Source organism: Vibrio eleionomae, assembly GCF_009874545.1.
GTDB lineage: Bacteria > Pseudomonadota > Gammaproteobacteria > Enterobacterales > Vibrionaceae > Vibrio > Vibrio nitrifigilis.
This window is the reverse complement of sequence record NZ_WEKT01000023.1, coordinates 1-16,687: the sequence shown is the minus strand read 5'-3', so window position 1 is coordinate 16,687 and position 16,687 is coordinate 1. Positions and strand designations below refer to the sequence as shown.

Genomic DNA, 16,687 nt, shown 5'->3' with positions numbered 1-16,687 from the left:
CTGTATTAATCAATCAGTGCTGCTGTCACGATTAATTCTACTTTTAATTCAGGGCTGGCCAATTTGGCTTCTCCACAAGCTCGAGCAGGTGCCGTACCTGGAGTAATCCATGAATCCCATACTTGGTTCATTTCCGCAAAATCGTTTATATCAGATAGCCATACAATGGTCTGTAATATATGATTTTTATCACTACCGGCCTCATTTAATAAGGCCTCGACCCGTCGTAATGCTTCTTGAGTTTGCTCTGTAACATTACCTTCGCGCCCTCCTACTTGACCGCATAAATAGACCGTTCCATTGTGGATGACTGATTTACTCATTCTCTCGGTCGTATTTAGCCTTTTAATCGTGCTCATTGATTTCTTCCTTAAGTTTGTATTTAGCCATATATGACTGGCGATAGGGCGTTAAACTTGCTAATTCACCCAGCTTGAGAGGCTTGATGGGAAAACGAATATGAAAACTTTCCACATTCTGGACAGGGATGTGTTGATGAGCACTTATCATGCTCGGAATAATCTGCCCACAATACCGACCTTGGCATGGGCCCATACCACAACGGGTAAACGCTTTTAATTGATTACTACCTTGTACACCAATATCGAGCCGAGCCCGTATCTCTTTCGCCGTGATATTTTCACAACGGCAGATTACCGTCTCATCTTGAGGGTTAAATGCTTGTTCTGGCGGTGCATATAATTGATCAAGGAATGGACGAATCGCTGATTCTGCAGCAATCGACTGGTTAATCTGCTGCACTTGCTCTGAATAGACTTCATCTTGAATCAAATTCAATTGACGCACAGCGTGTAAACCAACCACTTTTCCTTGTAATTCTGCAACCAAGGCTCCACCAATACCACCACCATCACCAGCGACCGCAATATGAGATACCGAGGAGTTATAGAACGAATCTAGTTTGGGTTTCCAGCATTGCTGGATGTGGTCCCACTCATGTTCAGCACCAAGTGCACGCGTCAAATGCGTATTTGGTGTCACACCAATATGAGATAGCAGTGTCATACAAGCAATCTGTTTCGGTTGACCCTTAATTGAAAATCTAATTCCCTCAACACTCGCGTCCCCAACTGCTTCGATGTTTGACGCATTGCTGTAATGCACGACCCCAGCTTTACGTAAAATAGAGAGCAACTTCAGCCCTTTAACAATATATTTTGCACCGCGTAGAGCATTAAATGCGTACTTAGAAGCACTGACATAACGATTAAAAGTTTGCGTATCGACAATAGCTTTCGGTGGTGCCCCCGCTTTTAACATTTGCACCCCAAGGAGGTACAACAATGGTCCAGTCCCCACCAAAACAGACTCTTTTGCGACCAAGCCAGAGGTTTTCATCATAATCTGTCCAGAGCCCGCAGTCATTGCACCAGGCAATGTCCAACCGGGAAAAGGAAACGGCCGCTCTAGCGCGCCATTAGCAATGATTATACGCTTCGCTTTAAGTTGGTATGCTTGCCCTTTGCAACTCCAGAACAAAGTTTGATCTTCAATACGCCATAGTGTGGAATTAGCATTATAATCAACACCCGAACTATTAAACGCCTCAACAAGCTGTGAACCTTTAACATAGTCCTCACCCAGAATATCACCGTATTTCTTACCTAACGTACTGATAGCGCGATAGATTTTCCCGCCAGGACTTGGCTGTTCATCAAGTAAAACAACAGAAGCGCCATGTTGTGCAGAGCTAATCGCAGCGCTCATTCCTGCTGGTCCAGCGCCGATCACGCAAACATCGACTTCGCGAATTTCATTGGTTTCCATAACATATCCTTATCAGCAGGTTTGACGACGTATTTTCATGCCATCTTCGAGAAGTCTCGCGCAAGACTGCACGTGTGATTCACCATTAACTTCGACTCGACATTCAAAACAGCTGCCCATCATGCAGTATGGTGCACGCTGCTGTTCTCCTGGTTGTGATATGCGGGTTGAGTGAATACCTGCAGCTAGCAACGCAGCAGCAATGGTATCGCCCTGCTTGCCTACATATAATGTATCTTCCCAGTAAAACTCGATATTAGGGCGAGCATCTTGTTCAGGCTTGATACGTGAGAATTTAGAATCGTTGTTCACTGAATAGCTCCAAATTAGGTGAGTCAGGGGTCTTTTCAAACCAATGAGGTAGTAGGTTGCAGTGCGATGCGGCTAAGGTAATCCCACTATGACAACTGACTAGAAATGCCCCAGGACAAGTATTCGACTCTTGATAGATAGGCAATCCATCAGGAGAAATAATCCTTAATGCTCCCCAACTGCGGACTATATTCGCTTTGCTTAAAAAGGGATAAATAGCGATCGCGCGCTCAGCAATAGCCGCCGTCATTTCAGGAGTAGTACTTGGATTAAGCCCTACACTCTCTTTGGAATCCCCTATTTGGATACCACCTTCATCCACTTGACGAATCAAACCCGAAGGCCTTTTTAAAATAGGTGGGTACTTTTCGGTGATGAGCACCTGTCCTCGCTGAGGTACAACAGGCGCTTTAAAACCTAATTGCGGACCAAGTTGCGCAGAACCTAAACCAGCGGCTAACACGAGCTTATCACTTTGATACTGTCGCCCACTGCTTACAGTCACGTTAAAAGTCTGACTCATCGATTTACTCAGTTCAACTACTTCAACAGATGAAACAAATTCACCTCCCAGTAACTTGATGGCTTTCACCAAAGCTCGTAATAATTTGAGTGGATTAACATGGCCATCTTCCTCACCAAATATTGTACCGATAACATCAGGACCAATGTTCGGTTCTTCTTGCAGGGTTTTTTGCCTATCCCATACTTGGTATGGATAATCTGTACCGAGCACTTCTTTTAAATGCTCATATTGTTGAATTTTTGCATTCATTTCTTGTTGGCTAAATTGGAAATCATATCCACCGTTTTGCTCTAAATGAATGTCATCCCCTGTCAGGGTTTCTAGTTCATCAGCAAAATCACGCCAAGCATTGACAGAACACCGTGTCCATGCTGAATAATGGGGGGCATTTAATCCCTTATTTGATAACCAGACTAGGCCAAAATTACCTCGAGAAGCTCTATTGGCACTATCACCGCCATCTAGCACTGTGACTTGATAGCCTTTTTTAAGTAAACCATATGCGATAGAGCAGCCCACGACCCCACCGCCGACGATAATATATTTCGGATTCATATTAATTCTCTTTGTGTAGGTCATTAGTAGGGGGTGCTATTTACAGGCGTAAATAGTAATATTCCTCCCTGCTAAAGTTTATTTATTGAGCTTGTTTCTCAATTTTTTCTAATAATGGTTTTGACCAATCTTCACCCATATCTTTCATTATTTCAGGCCAAACAACTTTGCGTACTTTTTCTGCTGTCTTGGCTAATTGTTCAGGCGTAACTTTAATAATCTCTGCACCTGCTTTTTGTAACCGTGCTTCATTTTTAGCTTGGTCTGCTTTGGCCATTTTCCAACGATTTTGTTCGAAATGTAGCGCCGCTGTTTCCAAGGCTTTTTTATCTTTGTTATCCAGATCATCAAATGTTTCAGCATTAATCATTAAATACCACACTTCAAAGTGAGTATTTAAAGGAATATATGTTTTAGTTACATCCCTAAATGATGAGTAATAGCCTTCTGCACCAGATCCAATCACCCCATCAACAACACCTGTTTGTACAGCGGTAAATGCCTCAGAAAATGGTAAAGGTGATCCAATATAGCCAAGTGAATCAGCCAATAACTGGAAGGATTTGCTTGGTGGCACCCGCAGTTTAATACCTTTACTAGCATCTGGATTACCAGGTTCTATAGGTGTTCTATTTAAAGAGATGCCACCGAAATAAACGGGATAAACAGCCAGAACCTTAATATCTTGTTGTTTAAAAATCTTACTCATTGCCTGTCTAAGATACGAATTAGGTCCATATACTTTTTTGGCTTGTTCCCAATTGTTTGCTAAATAAGGTAAAGCACTCAATTGTAGTTTACGGTTTGTCGAGGTAGACGCGGGTTGCAAAGACATATCAACGGCTCCAACGGATACACGTTCTTGTACTATTGTGTAATCCCCCAATGCATTCGCCGCATATATTTTAAGTTTTAAATCGTTACCAGAAAGAGTAGTCAGCTCTTTATTCAACGCTTTTATATCATTATCAACCACTGAATCTTGTGGACGAACATGACCAATTTTTAAGGTTTCAGCTTGAGTAGAAAAACTCAATGCCGTCATTGCCGATATTGAAGTGATCGCAAATAGGTTGAGCAAACTTTTCGTTGCTTTAATTTTATACGTCATTATTTACTTCCTTTTAAATTAATATTAATTATGGATTAATACTTCCGTTTAATATCCAAAAAGTTCAGGTAGGAATAAAGATAGTTGTGGCCAGAAAGATGTTAAAAATACAACAGGAAGATAGCCGAATATAATTAACATAAGTGCTGGACCTATCACTTGGGAAAATTTCACATTCCCAATTCTTGCACCAAGATAAAGTATTGATGCATAAGGAGGCGTAACCCCACCCATTGCGGTGTTTACCCCCATAATAGCGGCAAATTGAATCGGACTAATACCAATAGCGTTCATAAGAGGCAATAGTAATGGAGCGATTAATATAATCGCCGTAAGATCATTAACAACCATGCCAACGAGAAACAGTAATATATTAACCAATATCAATAATAATGCTTTGTTATCTGTTATACCAAAGATTGAATCAACCAAGCCTTGCGGAATATTTTCTACGACAAACATTTGGCTCAAGATTAAGCTAAACAGTATCATAAACATGATTGAACCAACTGCAGTCGCTGATTCTTTTCCTGATTCGAACAAGCTTTTGAGCGTCATTCCTTTATAAATCATGAACCCGACTGGAATCGCGTAAATAACTGATACAGCAGCGGCCTCTGTCGGCGTCATAATTCCGCCGTAAATTCCCCCAAGAATAATGACCGGCATTAATAACGCGGGTACTGCATTAAACGTTTTCTTCGCTGCCTTGTTCATCATTTCAGACATATTTGGCTTATCATCAAGAATTAAGTCGAACTTTCTTGAAACAATCACGTTAATAACCGCAAAGTTAAACATGACAAATAGTCCTGGCCCCAGCGTCGCTAGAAAACAAGCTAGAATCGATGAATCCGTCACCCAGCCATAAACAATCATGGTCACACTTGGTGGAATCAATAACCCTAAAATTGATGAGTTAGCAATCAATGCGGTAGCGTACGCTCTTGGATAACCTCTTTTTTCCATCTCGGGAATAAGTAATGGACCAATTGCAGCAACCCCAGTTAAACCACTACCAGAAATTGCGCCAATAATCGCACAACTCACAGCAGCGACGATACCAAGGCCACCACGGATATGTCCGACAAAGACGTTCACGAATCCGAGCAAACTTGCGGCAATACCACTGCGACTCATGATGGTTCCAGCTAACACAAACAGCGGTATCGCCAATAAAACTGGATTGGTTAATTGTCCAGCTCCCCACATGATATTGCCTTTCATCGACATATCGCCAACGTAGGTCATCGTCATTAAGGCGCCACCAAAACAAAAAGGTAAAGGCACACCTAACGTTAGAAAAATAACTAGCACACCAACGGCTAGTAAAGCGACTTCGATCATAATTTATCCCTTGGCAATGGCGAGAGCTGGATTTCTTAGGCTGGCGATTATTTTGCTAATGTGATAACCGATATAAAGCGTTACCAACACTAGACCAATGAATACAGAGCATTCGTAGTAGAAAGTGGGTATATACAGCGTTGAGCTCTCTTTCCACACGCGCCATGCATATTTGACATAATCCCAAGCCCAGTAAGTTAACCAAGCGGATACAATGAAGCTGATCGTCTCACTTACTAGCGATAATCGTAGACGTCCCCGTTCTGTTTTAATAAACAACTCTAAAACGTTGGCTCTTATTTGGCTGTCTTCTCTTGAGGCATTTGCTGCGCCCATCATATACATCCAAACGGTAGGAATAACCATCAGCTCTTCCAAGCCCATGACGGGGATTTCAAATATATATCGGGTAATAACTTGAACAAATTGCATTAGTGCAATGCAAGCCATTAATGCGGTTAGCAAGGTCTTATATGTTTGCTCCACAAGAACTCCTTTTCGTGCGTTAACAAGCAAACTTCAAACTAAAAGAGTTCTGTGATAAAAACAAATTTAAAATATTTTGAATTTTATAAATTTACTTTATAGGTCATGATTTGAGTACCAACATATCAATCAAACAATTAGAAACATTTCGTACAGTGATGCATTCCAGCTCTTTATCCATTGCGGCTCGAACACTTTGTCGCACCCAGCCTGCCATCAGTACGATGATCGGCAACTTGGAAAAAGAACTTGGGTTAACATTATTTGAAAGACATAAGGGGCGATTAACCCCCACGCCTGAAGCGTATTTTTTACTTGAAGAAGCCGATACGATTATTGAGCGCCTAACCAGAACAACTCAATTAATGGAAGAGGTGAAAAATTTAACTCGAGGAAAAATGAGAATTGCCTGCATGCCCGCAGCAGCGATGTTTTTTATGCCGCATTTGATTGCAAAATTTGTTAAGGATAGACCGGATGTTGATGTCACCATGATGATGAGAAGTTCATCTATGGTGCAAGATTGGGTGTCGTCACAACAATATGACCTTGGATATTGTGAGAGACCTAAATATCGAGATGCCTATGATGTGGAATTAATTCCGGTGAAAATCGTTTGTGCCGTGCATAAAGATCATCCACTCGCTAACAAAAAGGTCATTACCCCACAAGATTTGCATAATATTCCGCTGGCAAGCTTGTATTCGCAACACGCCATGACAGAGTTATTAAAAAGAACATTCGATGACTATAACGCCACCTATTATCCACGGTTTGAATTACTCAATTATATCTCTGCTTTCGAGTTTGTAGAAAACAACCTTTGCTGTTGTTTATGTGAAAAACTCAGTGCCGCGAGTTATAAGCTTTATAAATCCGGGATGGGTAATGTGGTATTTATTCCCTTTTACCCAACATTGACCTTTGACCATGCGATCATCACACCAAGCCATAAACCCATGTCACAATTAGTTAAGGCATTTAAAGAATCCATCACGACGTATATGGAAGAGTTCATTCAAGATTAATGGGCCAAATTGCATGACCCATTAACAGCGTTATTGCCTAGCGTTTATCAGCCAGCAAATGCTCAGGTTTTCTGCCATTAAGCGCATCTATCACCTGACGAGCACACTGAGTCGCTGTTGCAATTAGGGCTTCTTGGGAAGACCCTGCAACATGTGGTGTGAGAAGCACATTGGGTAAACTGGCTAACACAGAAGATGGCGCCAGTGGCTCTTGTTCAAAAACATCTAAACCAGCACCAAATAAACGGCCACTTTGCAGTGCCTCAACCAATGCGTTTTCATCAATTAAACCACCTCGTGATGTGTTCACTACGATGGCGCCGGGTTTAATAATCGACAACGTTTTGGCATTCAGCGTGTGAGCAGTATCTTTACGTAGCGGACGATGTAACGACACAACATCAACTTCGCTTAATAGCTCGGTTAAGGTACCAATTTTCTGTACCCCTGGTTGTGTGAATTGATCATCTGAGGCATTGGGAGACCAAACAAAAACTCGCATACCAAGCCCTTGGCTAGCCATTTGTGCCAAAATTTTTCCCGTGCGTCCCCACCCGATAATCCCTAAGGTTTTATCGTAGAGAGATAACATAGGTTCATCAAATTTAAACTGCCAGTTTCCAGTGCGAATCGCCGTATCCGCTTTAGCCACTTGTCTTGCAGTGGCTAACATTAACATAAAGGCATGTTCCGCCACTGCGCGAACATTGGCATCGGGCGTATTAGTCACAGCGATGCCCTTCTCATGAGCATGCATAACATCAACGTTATCCGTTCCTGTGCCATGATTGGCAATGATTTTTAACTTAGGAGCCGCATCCATCATATCGGCTTTTAAACCATTGTTACGTACAATCACTGCATCAGCATCTGCGAGCGATTGCGTCAATGCGGCAGGGGTAGATTCATGAGGATATTCGACGTTAATTCCAGCTTGCTCTAATAACTCGATACCTATCGAGTGGATCGGTTCCGCGATCACACACTTCATCCTTGTTTCTCCTTTATATCGCTACCTTGCGATTTACCTATTCTATTTGGTATCTAATTGGTACCCTTTTTTATTAAGAAAGTCGATGATTTGAAACATCTGCTCCATGGTTTTTTCATCAGCGTTCATACCAGGATGGCGCACTTTAGCTGTTGTAAAGACTCCTAGCGCTTGCAATAACTGCTTACGCAAAGAGATGCCTACTCCTGGCTGAAATTCCCAGCGAGTGAGGGGTAAAAAGTCGTAGAATAGAGTTTTCGCCTTTTCCCACTCGCCAGCGCGAGCATAATTGTACAACTCAACCAACAGTTCAGCGTAAACAAACCCCGTCATAATCCCGACAGCACCGAGTTGTAATTCTTCAAGTGCATAATTGCCACCTAAAGCGCCAAACACATGCAAATCTCGCCCTACCGCTTGCTGCAACTGTTGCATTTTCATTCCTGTAGGTGGCTCTTCTAGCTTAATGTAATTCAAATATTCTGACGATTCATACATTTGCTTAATCAGATCCACAGACATGGTTATTCCTGTTACCGCAGGGTAATCATGAATAATGCAGGGGATCTGCGCGGCTTGGGCCACTTGCTGATAATATTCCAACAATGCTTTATCTTTTTGCACACCATGTGGCCCTAACAGCAAGGCATCTGCACCTAAATCTCTTGCTTGTTGAGCCATGATTTTAGCAGGATCAGTTGCGACGGCTCTGGTTCCGACCACTAGCTTCATCGAAGCTGGCATCAACTTTCTGTATGCCACAATAATGTCATTACGTTCTTCATTGGTCAGCTTTGGCCCTTCGCCTAGCGCTCCCATAATCGCAATCCCATGCACCTGTTTTGCGGTTAATCGTTCAACCAAACGTTCGATACTGGCGTAATCCACTTGACCATCTGCAAAAAATGGCGTCGGTACAATCGGAAAAATCCCATGCAAGTTCATTTTATTTCCTTATAACAAGTTGTTATGCATTGAGTAATTCCGCCACTACTCGCGCAACAAGGCGTTGTGGGCATATGACGGGAACTGACGTTAACGGCTGAGCTAAAGTGACAGATTCAGCAGAAAACCCCATACAATCGAGCACTAAACAGTCTGCGGTAGAGCGCTCCGACACCTCTTTTACTGCCAAAGAGAATTCATCTCTCTTTAATGGTGATGCGCTGGCTCCATCAACGGTAAACCCTTCGCTACGCCAACTCTCCAATGCAACGGGTAACTGCGCTTGGTTAGGGCTAATAATATGAATGCGCTTTTTCGCACTGATACTGCCTACCACCGCACTGATTAATCGCTGCGGATAGATCACTGGCACATCAATATCTAAATCAGGGAATCGCCCTGCGCACATAAGCACCAGTACCTGAGAACCTTGCTGACGCAGCTCTTGTGCCTTTTGATTCAGCTTAGGTAGTAATTGGTAAAGACAAATTTCTCGAGTTGAGCCATCCGCTAATATCGTGAGTAGCGGGTACTGCGCGGGAGGCTGGGCTAACTGTTCAATCTCTTCATGAGACATACCGTCCAATCCACCAGCAAACAAAAAATCGGTATCGGGTAAATAATGTCGGTATGTCTGTTCAATATCTCGTCTCGGTGTTTGTCCGAGAATAACAAATCCCAATTTGGCCATATCTCTTACTCATCAGTAAGATACTCTACTATGCCATTCCGATTTATGACTTATCTTTCATTGCGCGACTTTGATAAGTAAAGGTCTCAAAATGTTCATATAACGATTCTAATCGACGATACTTTTCCTCGACGCGGTCAGCGTTTTTCTCAACCAACATCGACATTAATGAGTTCATTAACGTGATGGCAGCGGTGTAAGAATCGAAGGCAGACAACCCAGTGGTACTGACTTGAAAAAGACAATCAGCAAATTGGTTTGTCGGTACAATCGGTGAATCCCCAAACACCACGACTTTGGCATTTTGGTTTTGCGCGTATTCACACGCTTTAAGGTGGTAACTAGAGTATCGGCGAAAATCAAATACAACCAGAACATCGTCACGTTCCAGTTGTACCAGTTGATCCACTAAATTTGAGGGTTCTAGCCAATGAATATCAGAGTGAAAGCTCGCCGCTTGATAGAAGAAATAATGGGCTAAAGCCGCTTCTTTACGTGTGCCTAAAACAAACACTTTACGTTTAGAATCACTCATTAATTCAACAAATTCATCAGCCGTTGGCTTTGAAACTGCCCGAACAGTATCTTGCATATTGACAATATCTTGCTCGACGGTCCATCCAAAAATATCGTTATCTAAATGACTTTTATGATCGCTACGAACACGATCTGCTGGCGAATTGATTAAGAAGCGAATATCTTCCCGGAAGTCGGTTCGTGCCTCTTTAATATTGTCATAACCAATTTTTGGGAAAAAACGGGTGACTGTCGAGGCAGTGATATTCAATTCTTCAGCAATTTCCGCAGCGTTTTGCAGCAACCCCAAAGGGTAGACGCGCAATAAGTAGTCTGCAATTTTTCTGTCACTTGGGGTCAATAACTCAGACCCTTGACTAATTTTGTCAGCGAAACGATTTTTGGGATGCTCTCTCATTTAGTGTAATCCTATGACTAAACCTGTGTTGCTAGGTGTCGGACCGCATCCATCAGAACTTGGCAGCCATTACTGGCATCTTCCTCCGTAATCCACTCTTTTGGATTGTGACTAACACCTGCTAAACAGGGAATAAAAATCATCCCCGTAGGGACTGATGGTGCGAATGATTGAGCATCATGCCCAGCTCCACTAGCCATCGTAATATAAGGTAATTGTGCGGCTTCTGTTACAACAGATAAACAAGAAATCATATGATCATCTAACACCACACTATCTTTTTCATAAATAGTTTCAATATTCCAGCCGTGACGAAGATTGGCATAATTTATTAATTTGTCACGAACTACTTGCATGTCTTGTGACTGCTGAGATCTCAACTCAACCAAAAAACGACATTCTTTAGGTACCACGTTACTCGCTCCAGGCAGAACCGTCACTTGCCCTATGGTTCCTACCATGTCTGGATTTTGCTCATGTACCCATTGCGGTATTAAAGTAAAAACTGGCGCCGCCTCAACCAATGCATCTTTGCGCATTGACATAGGGGTGGTTCCCGCATGGGCCGCTTCTCCCGTGACAGTAACGATATAGCGGTATACTCCAACAATCCCGGTCACGACACCAATCGATTGTTGGCGTGATTCCAGTACTTTGCCTTGCTCGATATGCGCTTCAAGAAAACAGAGAAACTCATCTGCGTTACGCTGCGCCGTTTCAACGGCGGCAAATGAGTGACCCAGTTGTTCTAAGAAATAGCGAAACGGCTTCTCTCCTTTAATTTTTGCTTTTTCTAACTCGCCAGGAAGTAACCGCCCCATCATTGCACGGCTTCCCACTGTTCCTGCATTATGAGCCGCTTCTTCATCACAAAAGCTGATGACTTCCACATCAAACGGCAAAGTGACTTGGTTTTCTTGTAAGCTTTTTACGCATTCCAGAGCGGCCAGAACCCCATAGGCACCATCAAATTTCCCACCATTTGGGACAGTATCAATATGCGAGCCCATTGCGACAACTTGCTCCGTTTTAGGCGATTGCGATTTTAAACGCCCAATAACGTTTAACGCACCGTCCACCTTCACTTCAAGCCCCATACTCTCCATTTGCGAGACCAACCACTCTCGAGCTTGCTGATCTTCTGGTGAGAGCGCTGGCCGATACATACCGCCATTATCTTGTTCACCGATTTTTCCCAAAGCCATCAGGCTTTGCCATAATCGTTCGCTATTAATTGTTACCTGCTGCATCCTTGCCTCCTTGATTAGGGTATGTAGTTGAATGTCGTCTCCTCTAGTCATTCACCCTCAGCAAAGAGGGTGAATTTCTCCACTAGATTAACGATGAGCGCCTACATACGCACCATCACCTTCTTTTGATAACACCTTACCTTGGTCAAAAATGGTGGTACCACGCAGCACTGTTTTTACTACGCGACCAGTGATTTTTTTACCATCATAAGGAGACCATTTTGCTGAAGATTGAGTTTCTGCAGCATTGAAAAACCACTCTTCATTTGGATCGATAATGGCAAAGTCGGCATCCATACCCACAGCAATTTTGCCTTTACGGTGATCAAGCTTGAAGCGTTCAGCAGGGTTAGCGGCTAACAGTTGACCAAGTTTCACCAAGTCAATTCCGCGTTTCACTACACCTTCACTGAACATTAGAGGGAGAATAGACTCAACGCCTGGTGCACCAGACCCATTATCAAAAATCACCTCATTACTTTTACGTTCCAACGGCCATGGTGCGTGATCAGATGCCACCCAGTTAAGGCGTCCGTCAATCAAGGCTTGCCACATTCCTTCAACGGCTTGAGGGTCGCGCATTGGCGGGTTAATTTTGGCAAATGCTTTTTTCTCTGCCATATCTTCATCAGAAATCAATAAGTAGTGAGGGCAAGTTTCAACGGACACATCCACACCTTGCTCTTTATACCAATCGATCATATCTAAACAGCGAGGGTGAGAATTATGGTAAACATGCAAAGAGAACTTAGTCCAATAAGCAAACTCAAGTAATTTACTCACAGCCAATGTTTCTGAAATCGGTGGACGCGTTTCACAGTGCGCTTTAGGGTAAGTTTTCCCCTCTTCTTTGTACTGAGCAATGAGAGCTTCAATGATGACATCGTTTTCACAGTGAAAGCCCACAGGTAAACCTGTTTCAGCCAGTTTAGGTAAAATCTTCCACAGCACATCATCATCAATACGTGGGAAACGATATGGGTCGGTTTCAAATGCACTTAATTTAAAACCACAGGTACCTAATTCGACTAAAGCATCTACTTCACTGAGATCACCTTGTTTTTTGATAGTAGACAGCAGTGCCACGTCCACTTTCGCCTTATCTGCAATCCACGTTTGCTTTTCTTTAAATTGAGCGACATCGAACACCGGGCCACAAGAGTCATAAGGCATTTCGATGATCGTCGTTACCCCACCAGCCGCGGCGGCGGCGGTTGAATGAGTAAACTGCTCATGCATATTACTATACGAGTGCACGTGTGCATCAACCATGCCCGGGAAAATAATTTTTCCTGAAGCATCAATAAACTCTTTGTATTCAGGTGCATTACCATCTGCATAAATACCAACGATAAGTCCATCTTTTACGCCAACATAAGTATCTTTCGATACATGGTCTGATAAAACAACATCACCTTTGAGCAATAAATCAACAGTAGTTGAAGACATAACTAAACTCCTTTTCTCTTATTGTCTGTTATCCAAGTAATAAATTAGGTAGCCATAGTGATAGCTGAGGGAACATAACCAACAACACGAGAATCCCCAGTTCACACAAACAAAATGGCCATATTCCTTTAAAAATATCTTCCAACGAGATATTCATTTCTTTTGAAATCACCCCTTTCATGGCAAAGGCATTCAACCCCACCGGTGGCGTAATTGAACCGATTTCAGTCAGTTTGAGTGCTATAACACCGAACCAAATGGGGTCATAGCCCAACGAAGTTAAAAGAGGAAATACAATGGGAAGTAGCAAAGCATAGATACCAACTGGCACCATGATCATTCCGAGCAAGAACATGATCACCAGAATACCGATGAGTATGACAATCGGTGGCACATTCATATGCTGCAATGAATTGGTTAACTCAACAGGCAAGCGAGTGATGGCCAATGTGCGGCTATAAAACAAGGCGCCAATATTAACCAGAAACAACATCGCCGTCGTGTTCGCCGACTCTTTCATCGCTTGACTGACATCGCCTAGTTTATGGAAAGCACCCAGTGCAATGCCCAATACGAGAGTAATCAAAGCCCCTACAGCGGCTGCTTCAGTTGGGGTAAAATAACCACTGTAAATCCCGCCTAATACAGCAACAGCGATAATAGCAACAGGCCAGACTTTCCCTGCTTCTTTCATCCGCTCTTTTCTTGGTATCGTGATCTCATCAGGGCTAGGCGCCAGTTTGGGATTACGTTTCACCATATAACGGATAACTAAGATGTAACCAATCGCGGTCATTAAACCAGGTACAACCCCCGCCGCAAAAAGCTTACCCACCGATTGCTGGGTAAACAGTGCGTAGATGATCATCATGGTGCTTGGTGGAATCATTGAAGCAAACGTCCCAGCAGAAGCAATACAACCGGCTGAAAATGACTTATCGTAATTAAGACGATTCATTTCAGGCAGCGCCATCTTGCCAAAAATAGCAGTTGTCGCTAATGAAGAACCAGAAACTGCGCCAAATACCGCGCAACTAAAACATGTCGCAATTCCCAGAGAACCTTTAATCCCCATACTCATTGCATATACAGCCGAGTAGGCACGACGAGCTAATCCACTGGATGCGGCAAATGCCCCCATCAAAATAAATAGGGGAATCGATGCCCAAGTCGGCGTTGCGATAGAAAAGTAAGTGGCCTGCCCCAGTAGGGATAAAGAACTATGCATTCCGAGCAAGAGAGCACTAACGACCACTCCGCTCAAAATAAACGAAAGACCAATTTGCAACCCTATTGCCATCAAAAAGAGCAATAGCCCGATACAGATGATGCCTGCAGTTAGAAAATCCATAATCAAATTCTTCCTTGAAAGAGAAGAACAGTAGAAAAGTGCTTCAAACCCACTGTTCTCTCTTGTTTAGCAGCTGATTAAGCGCTAACTTCAATGTATAAGTTCACCCGTTGCCGCCGTGGCCTGAAATGACCGAATCAACGTTTTCGCTGTTCGAGTAACCTTGAGTAATGCTTGCAACATGAACGCGGCTAAACCGACCAACATTAACGCTTTTACTGGCCAGATTTTAAACTGCATCACCCCCTCGACCGATTCGTTAGACATATACGAATCTAAGGCGTTTGAACTCACTGCATACAGTAGAAAACCTATCGTTACTACTGCTAAACTTTGCGCGATAACCTGAGTGAAAAGTCGACTGCGATACGGCAATTTATTCGTCACCAACTCTAAGCTCACGTGTTCTTCATACTCCTCACAACGAGCTAGCCCGAAATAAACCACAATAATCATGACAAATACCGAGAGATCAGAAAGCCCTTGTATGGCGATGCCCACAGTACGAAAGAGAATATCGGCAATGAGCAACAACATAATTCCGACCATCAACCAACCAGATAGACCAGCGAGTGACTGACTGACGCTTGTGATAGAGTTTTTCATCACGCTATCCCTCTTTGGAATCTTCACGCTTCATCGCTTGCACATAGATGTCTTTGACCTGCTTCATCACTTGTTGAGCATTCTTTAACCCAGCCTGCTGAGCTTCTTTCACCCATTGTTGTTGCAAGCCTTCCAGTTCATCAGAATCTTCCCATTTGATAAGGTCATCGTCAGTCATAAAGGTGACTTTTACACCAGCTGCACGTTCATCTTTTACGATTTGTGTAAACGCATCATCGTAAACTTTGGCAAATTTCTTCTCTGCAATATCTGATGCATCCAAAATCTCTTGTTGCGTTTTTTTCGATAAGCGATTGAAGGTGTTTTCATTGATTAGATGTAAAAACGGAATGCCGTACCAGAGCGATTTTGAAACCAATACATTCGGCGCTGTTTCATCAAACTTCATAAGATGCGCACCGTCATAGTTGGTATAACAGCCATCAATGGCGCCAGTTTGCAATGCCATGTAGGTATCACCCCATGGAATAGAAGTTGGCTGCGCACCTGCATTTTGTAGGAAACGTAGGCTCCATTTATCACCTGCGCGCCATTTTTGACCTTTGATATCAGCTAAGCTGTGCAACGGTTTTTTCCCAACAAAAGCACCGGGTAAGCCTGCTGTAAATAGTAAGGTTTTGACATGGGCTTTCTTTAGCTCAGCTTGGAAAGCTGGTACTTTTTTATATACCTCACGATAAAACCACAACATATCTGCGAATTTCTTTGGACCGCGTGGAAACAAACGGAAAATAGTATGAGCAGGTAATTGGCCTGGATAATGACCGGGATAAACAAATCCCATCTCAGTAATACCATCACCAATCCCTTTCAGGATTTCTTTTGAACCCAGTAATGAGCCACCCCAAAACGTTTGGATATCGACATCATCGCCGGCTTTTTCTTTGATTGTTTTCAACCAAACTTTATCGACGAAGTCTGTTCTCATCCCATTCGTTGGATCATGATCTGAATATTTTAATGTGGTACTTGCTGCAGCCATCATTGGTGCAACCGCTAACGTAGAAGCGGCCAAAACTGCCATTGCGGCGGGACGCCATCTTATTGCTCTCATTGTATGTTCCTCCTGAACGTTTAACTCTCAATCCTTATCAGCTTCCGAGGTGATAAAATCCGCTCACCTCAAAAAATGCAATAAAAAAAACATTTAATAAATATCTGCAATTTTTTTATCAATTATTCACCCAGCTTGTCAAGGGATTTAAATTAATTAAAATATTTACATTAAAAATCAATTATTTATCAACATTCACTTTAAAATTATTAAAATATAGGCTTGAATTGTCAGACTTTAAT

General features: G+C 42.8%; 17 protein-coding genes. 1 reads left to right on the top strand and 16 read right to left on the bottom strand.

Annotated elements, in window-relative coordinates; translation table 11 throughout:
- Window positions 1–5: 5 nt before the first annotated feature.
- The 7 genes from F9817_RS12985 to F9817_RS12955 all read right to left on the bottom strand — a co-directional run bounded on the left by F9817_RS12985 (window position 6) and on the right by F9817_RS12955 (window position 6,125).
- The gene (locus F9817_RS12985) at window positions 6–359 is read right to left on the bottom strand and encodes a RidA family protein (RefSeq protein WP_161156190.1); all 354 of its coding nucleotides are present in this window, start codon (window positions 357–359) and stop codon (window positions 6–8) included.
- Window positions 346–1,788, bottom strand: coding sequence for an FAD-dependent oxidoreductase (locus F9817_RS12980; protein ID WP_161156188.1), 1,443 nt, complete (start codon window positions 1,786–1,788; stop codon window positions 346–348). The genes F9817_RS12985 and F9817_RS12980 overlap by 14 nt, the downstream gene beginning before the upstream one ends.
- A gap of 12 nt (window positions 1,789–1,800) precedes the next feature.
- Window positions 1,801–2,100, bottom strand: coding sequence for a 2Fe-2S iron-sulfur cluster-binding protein (locus F9817_RS12975; protein ID WP_161156186.1), 300 nt, complete (start codon window positions 2,098–2,100; stop codon window positions 1,801–1,803).
- Window positions 2,084–3,181 (bottom strand): NAD(P)/FAD-dependent oxidoreductase, encoded by a 1,098-nt coding sequence (locus tag F9817_RS12970; RefSeq protein ID WP_161156185.1) that lies wholly within the window; start codon window positions 3,179–3,181, stop codon window positions 2,084–2,086. The genes F9817_RS12975 and F9817_RS12970 overlap by 17 nt, the downstream gene beginning before the upstream one ends.
- A gap of 82 nt (window positions 3,182–3,263) precedes the next feature.
- Window positions 3,264–4,292, bottom strand: coding sequence for a TRAP transporter substrate-binding protein DctP (dctP, locus tag F9817_RS12965; RefSeq protein ID WP_161156183.1), 1,029 nt, complete (start codon window positions 4,290–4,292; stop codon window positions 3,264–3,266).
- A gap of 48 nt (window positions 4,293–4,340) precedes the next feature.
- Window positions 4,341–5,639, bottom strand: a complete 1,299-nt coding sequence (locus tag F9817_RS12960) for a TRAP transporter large permease (RefSeq protein WP_161156181.1) — start codon at window positions 5,637–5,639, stop codon at window positions 4,341–4,343.
- Window positions 5,640–5,642: 3 nt separating this feature from the next.
- The gene (locus F9817_RS12955) at window positions 5,643–6,125 is read right to left on the bottom strand and encodes a TRAP transporter small permease subunit (RefSeq protein WP_161156179.1); all 483 of its coding nucleotides are present in this window, start codon (window positions 6,123–6,125) and stop codon (window positions 5,643–5,645) included.
- Window positions 6,126–6,235: 110 nt separating this feature from the next.
- Between F9817_RS12955 and F9817_RS12950 the strand changes: the two genes are divergently transcribed.
- Window positions 6,236–7,153, top strand: coding sequence for a LysR family transcriptional regulator (locus F9817_RS12950; protein ID WP_237476248.1), 918 nt, complete (start codon window positions 6,236–6,238; stop codon window positions 7,151–7,153).
- Window positions 7,154–7,190: 37 nt separating this feature from the next.
- Here F9817_RS12950 and F9817_RS12945 read toward each other — a convergent pair whose 3' ends face one another.
- The 9 genes from F9817_RS12945 to dctP (F9817_RS12905) all read right to left on the bottom strand — a co-directional run bounded on the left by F9817_RS12945 (window position 7,191) and on the right by dctP (F9817_RS12905) (window position 16,445).
- Window positions 7,191–8,144 (bottom strand): hydroxyacid dehydrogenase, encoded by a 954-nt coding sequence (locus tag F9817_RS12945; RefSeq protein WP_161156177.1) that lies wholly within the window; start codon window positions 8,142–8,144, stop codon window positions 7,191–7,193.
- 42 nt (window positions 8,145–8,186) lie between these two features.
- Window positions 8,187–9,089: a dihydrodipicolinate synthase family protein gene (locus F9817_RS12940; RefSeq protein ID WP_161156175.1), complete on the bottom strand. Its 903-nt coding sequence runs from the start codon at window positions 9,087–9,089 to the stop codon at window positions 8,187–8,189.
- 22 nt (window positions 9,090–9,111) lie between these two features.
- Window positions 9,112–9,780: an AroM family protein gene (locus F9817_RS12935; protein ID WP_161156173.1), complete on the bottom strand. Its 669-nt coding sequence runs from the start codon at window positions 9,778–9,780 to the stop codon at window positions 9,112–9,114.
- A gap of 43 nt (window positions 9,781–9,823) precedes the next feature.
- A complete protein-coding gene (locus F9817_RS12930; protein ID WP_161156171.1) occupies window positions 9,824–10,714 on the bottom strand; it encodes a MurR/RpiR family transcriptional regulator in 891 nt (296 codons plus the stop codon).
- 17 nt (window positions 10,715–10,731) lie between these two features.
- Window positions 10,732–11,964: a Zn-dependent hydrolase gene (locus F9817_RS12925; RefSeq protein ID WP_161156169.1), complete on the bottom strand. Its 1,233-nt coding sequence runs from the start codon at window positions 11,962–11,964 to the stop codon at window positions 10,732–10,734.
- Window positions 11,965–12,051: 87 nt separating this feature from the next.
- Complete coding sequence (locus F9817_RS12920) at window positions 12,052–13,413, bottom strand: dihydroorotase (RefSeq protein ID WP_161156167.1); 1,362 nt, start codon at window positions 13,411–13,413, stop codon at window positions 12,052–12,054.
- Window positions 13,414–13,441: 28 nt separating this feature from the next.
- Window positions 13,442–14,764, bottom strand: a complete 1,323-nt coding sequence (locus F9817_RS12915) for a TRAP transporter large permease (RefSeq protein WP_161156165.1) — start codon at window positions 14,762–14,764, stop codon at window positions 13,442–13,444.
- Between the two features lie 90 nt (window positions 14,765–14,854).
- The gene (locus F9817_RS12910; RefSeq protein ID WP_161156163.1) at window positions 14,855–15,370 is read right to left on the bottom strand and encodes a TRAP transporter small permease subunit; all 516 of its coding nucleotides are present in this window, start codon (window positions 15,368–15,370) and stop codon (window positions 14,855–14,857) included.
- Window positions 15,371–15,374: 4 nt separating this feature from the next.
- On the bottom strand, window positions 15,375–16,445 hold the full coding sequence (dctP, locus tag F9817_RS12905) for a TRAP transporter substrate-binding protein DctP (protein WP_161156162.1): 1,071 nt from the start codon (window positions 16,443–16,445) through the stop codon (window positions 15,375–15,377).
- Window positions 16,446–16,687: the final 242 nt, after the last annotated feature.

Excerpts from the sequence above, each read along its gene's own strand:
- F9817_RS12920 (WP_161156167.1), bottom strand. The coding sequence starts at position 13,413 with ATGTCTTCAACTACTGTTGATTTATTGCTCAAAGGTGATGTTGTTTTA.
- F9817_RS12935 (WP_161156173.1), bottom strand. The coding sequence starts at position 9,780 with ATGGCCAAATTGGGATTTGTTATTCTCGGACAAACACCGAGACGAGAT.
- dctP (WP_161156162.1), bottom strand. The coding sequence starts at position 16,445 with ATGAGAGCAATAAGATGGCGTCCCGCCGCAATGGCAGTTTTGGCCGCT.
- dctP (WP_161156183.1), bottom strand. The coding sequence starts at position 4,292 with ATGACGTATAAAATTAAAGCAACGAAAAGTTTGCTCAACCTATTTGCG.
- F9817_RS12940 (WP_161156175.1), bottom strand. The coding sequence starts at position 9,089 with ATGAACTTGCATGGGATTTTTCCGATTGTACCGACGCCATTTTTTGCA.
- F9817_RS12960 (WP_161156181.1), bottom strand. The coding sequence starts at position 5,639 with ATGATCGAAGTCGCTTTACTAGCCGTTGGTGTGCTAGTTATTTTTCTA.
- F9817_RS12925 (WP_161156169.1), bottom strand. The coding sequence starts at position 11,964 with ATGCAGCAGGTAACAATTAATAGCGAACGATTATGGCAAAGCCTGATG.
- F9817_RS12970 (WP_161156185.1), bottom strand. The coding sequence starts at position 3,181 with ATGAATCCGAAATATATTATCGTCGGCGGTGGGGTCGTGGGCTGCTCT.
- F9817_RS12980 (WP_161156188.1), bottom strand. The coding sequence starts at position 1,788 with ATGGAAACCAATGAAATTCGCGAAGTCGATGTTTGCGTGATCGGCGCT.
- F9817_RS12930 (WP_161156171.1), bottom strand. The coding sequence starts at position 10,714 with ATGAGAGAGCATCCCAAAAATCGTTTCGCTGACAAAATTAGTCAAGGG.
- F9817_RS12910 (WP_161156163.1), bottom strand. The coding sequence starts at position 15,370 with ATGAAAAACTCTATCACAAGCGTCAGTCAGTCACTCGCTGGTCTATCT.
- F9817_RS12985 (WP_161156190.1), bottom strand. The coding sequence starts at position 359 with ATGAGCACGATTAAAAGGCTAAATACGACCGAGAGAATGAGTAAATCA.
- F9817_RS12915 (WP_161156165.1), bottom strand. The coding sequence starts at position 14,764 with ATGGATTTTCTAACTGCAGGCATCATCTGTATCGGGCTATTGCTCTTT.
- F9817_RS12945 (WP_161156177.1), bottom strand. The coding sequence starts at position 8,144 with ATGAAGTGTGTGATCGCGGAACCGATCCACTCGATAGGTATCGAGTTA.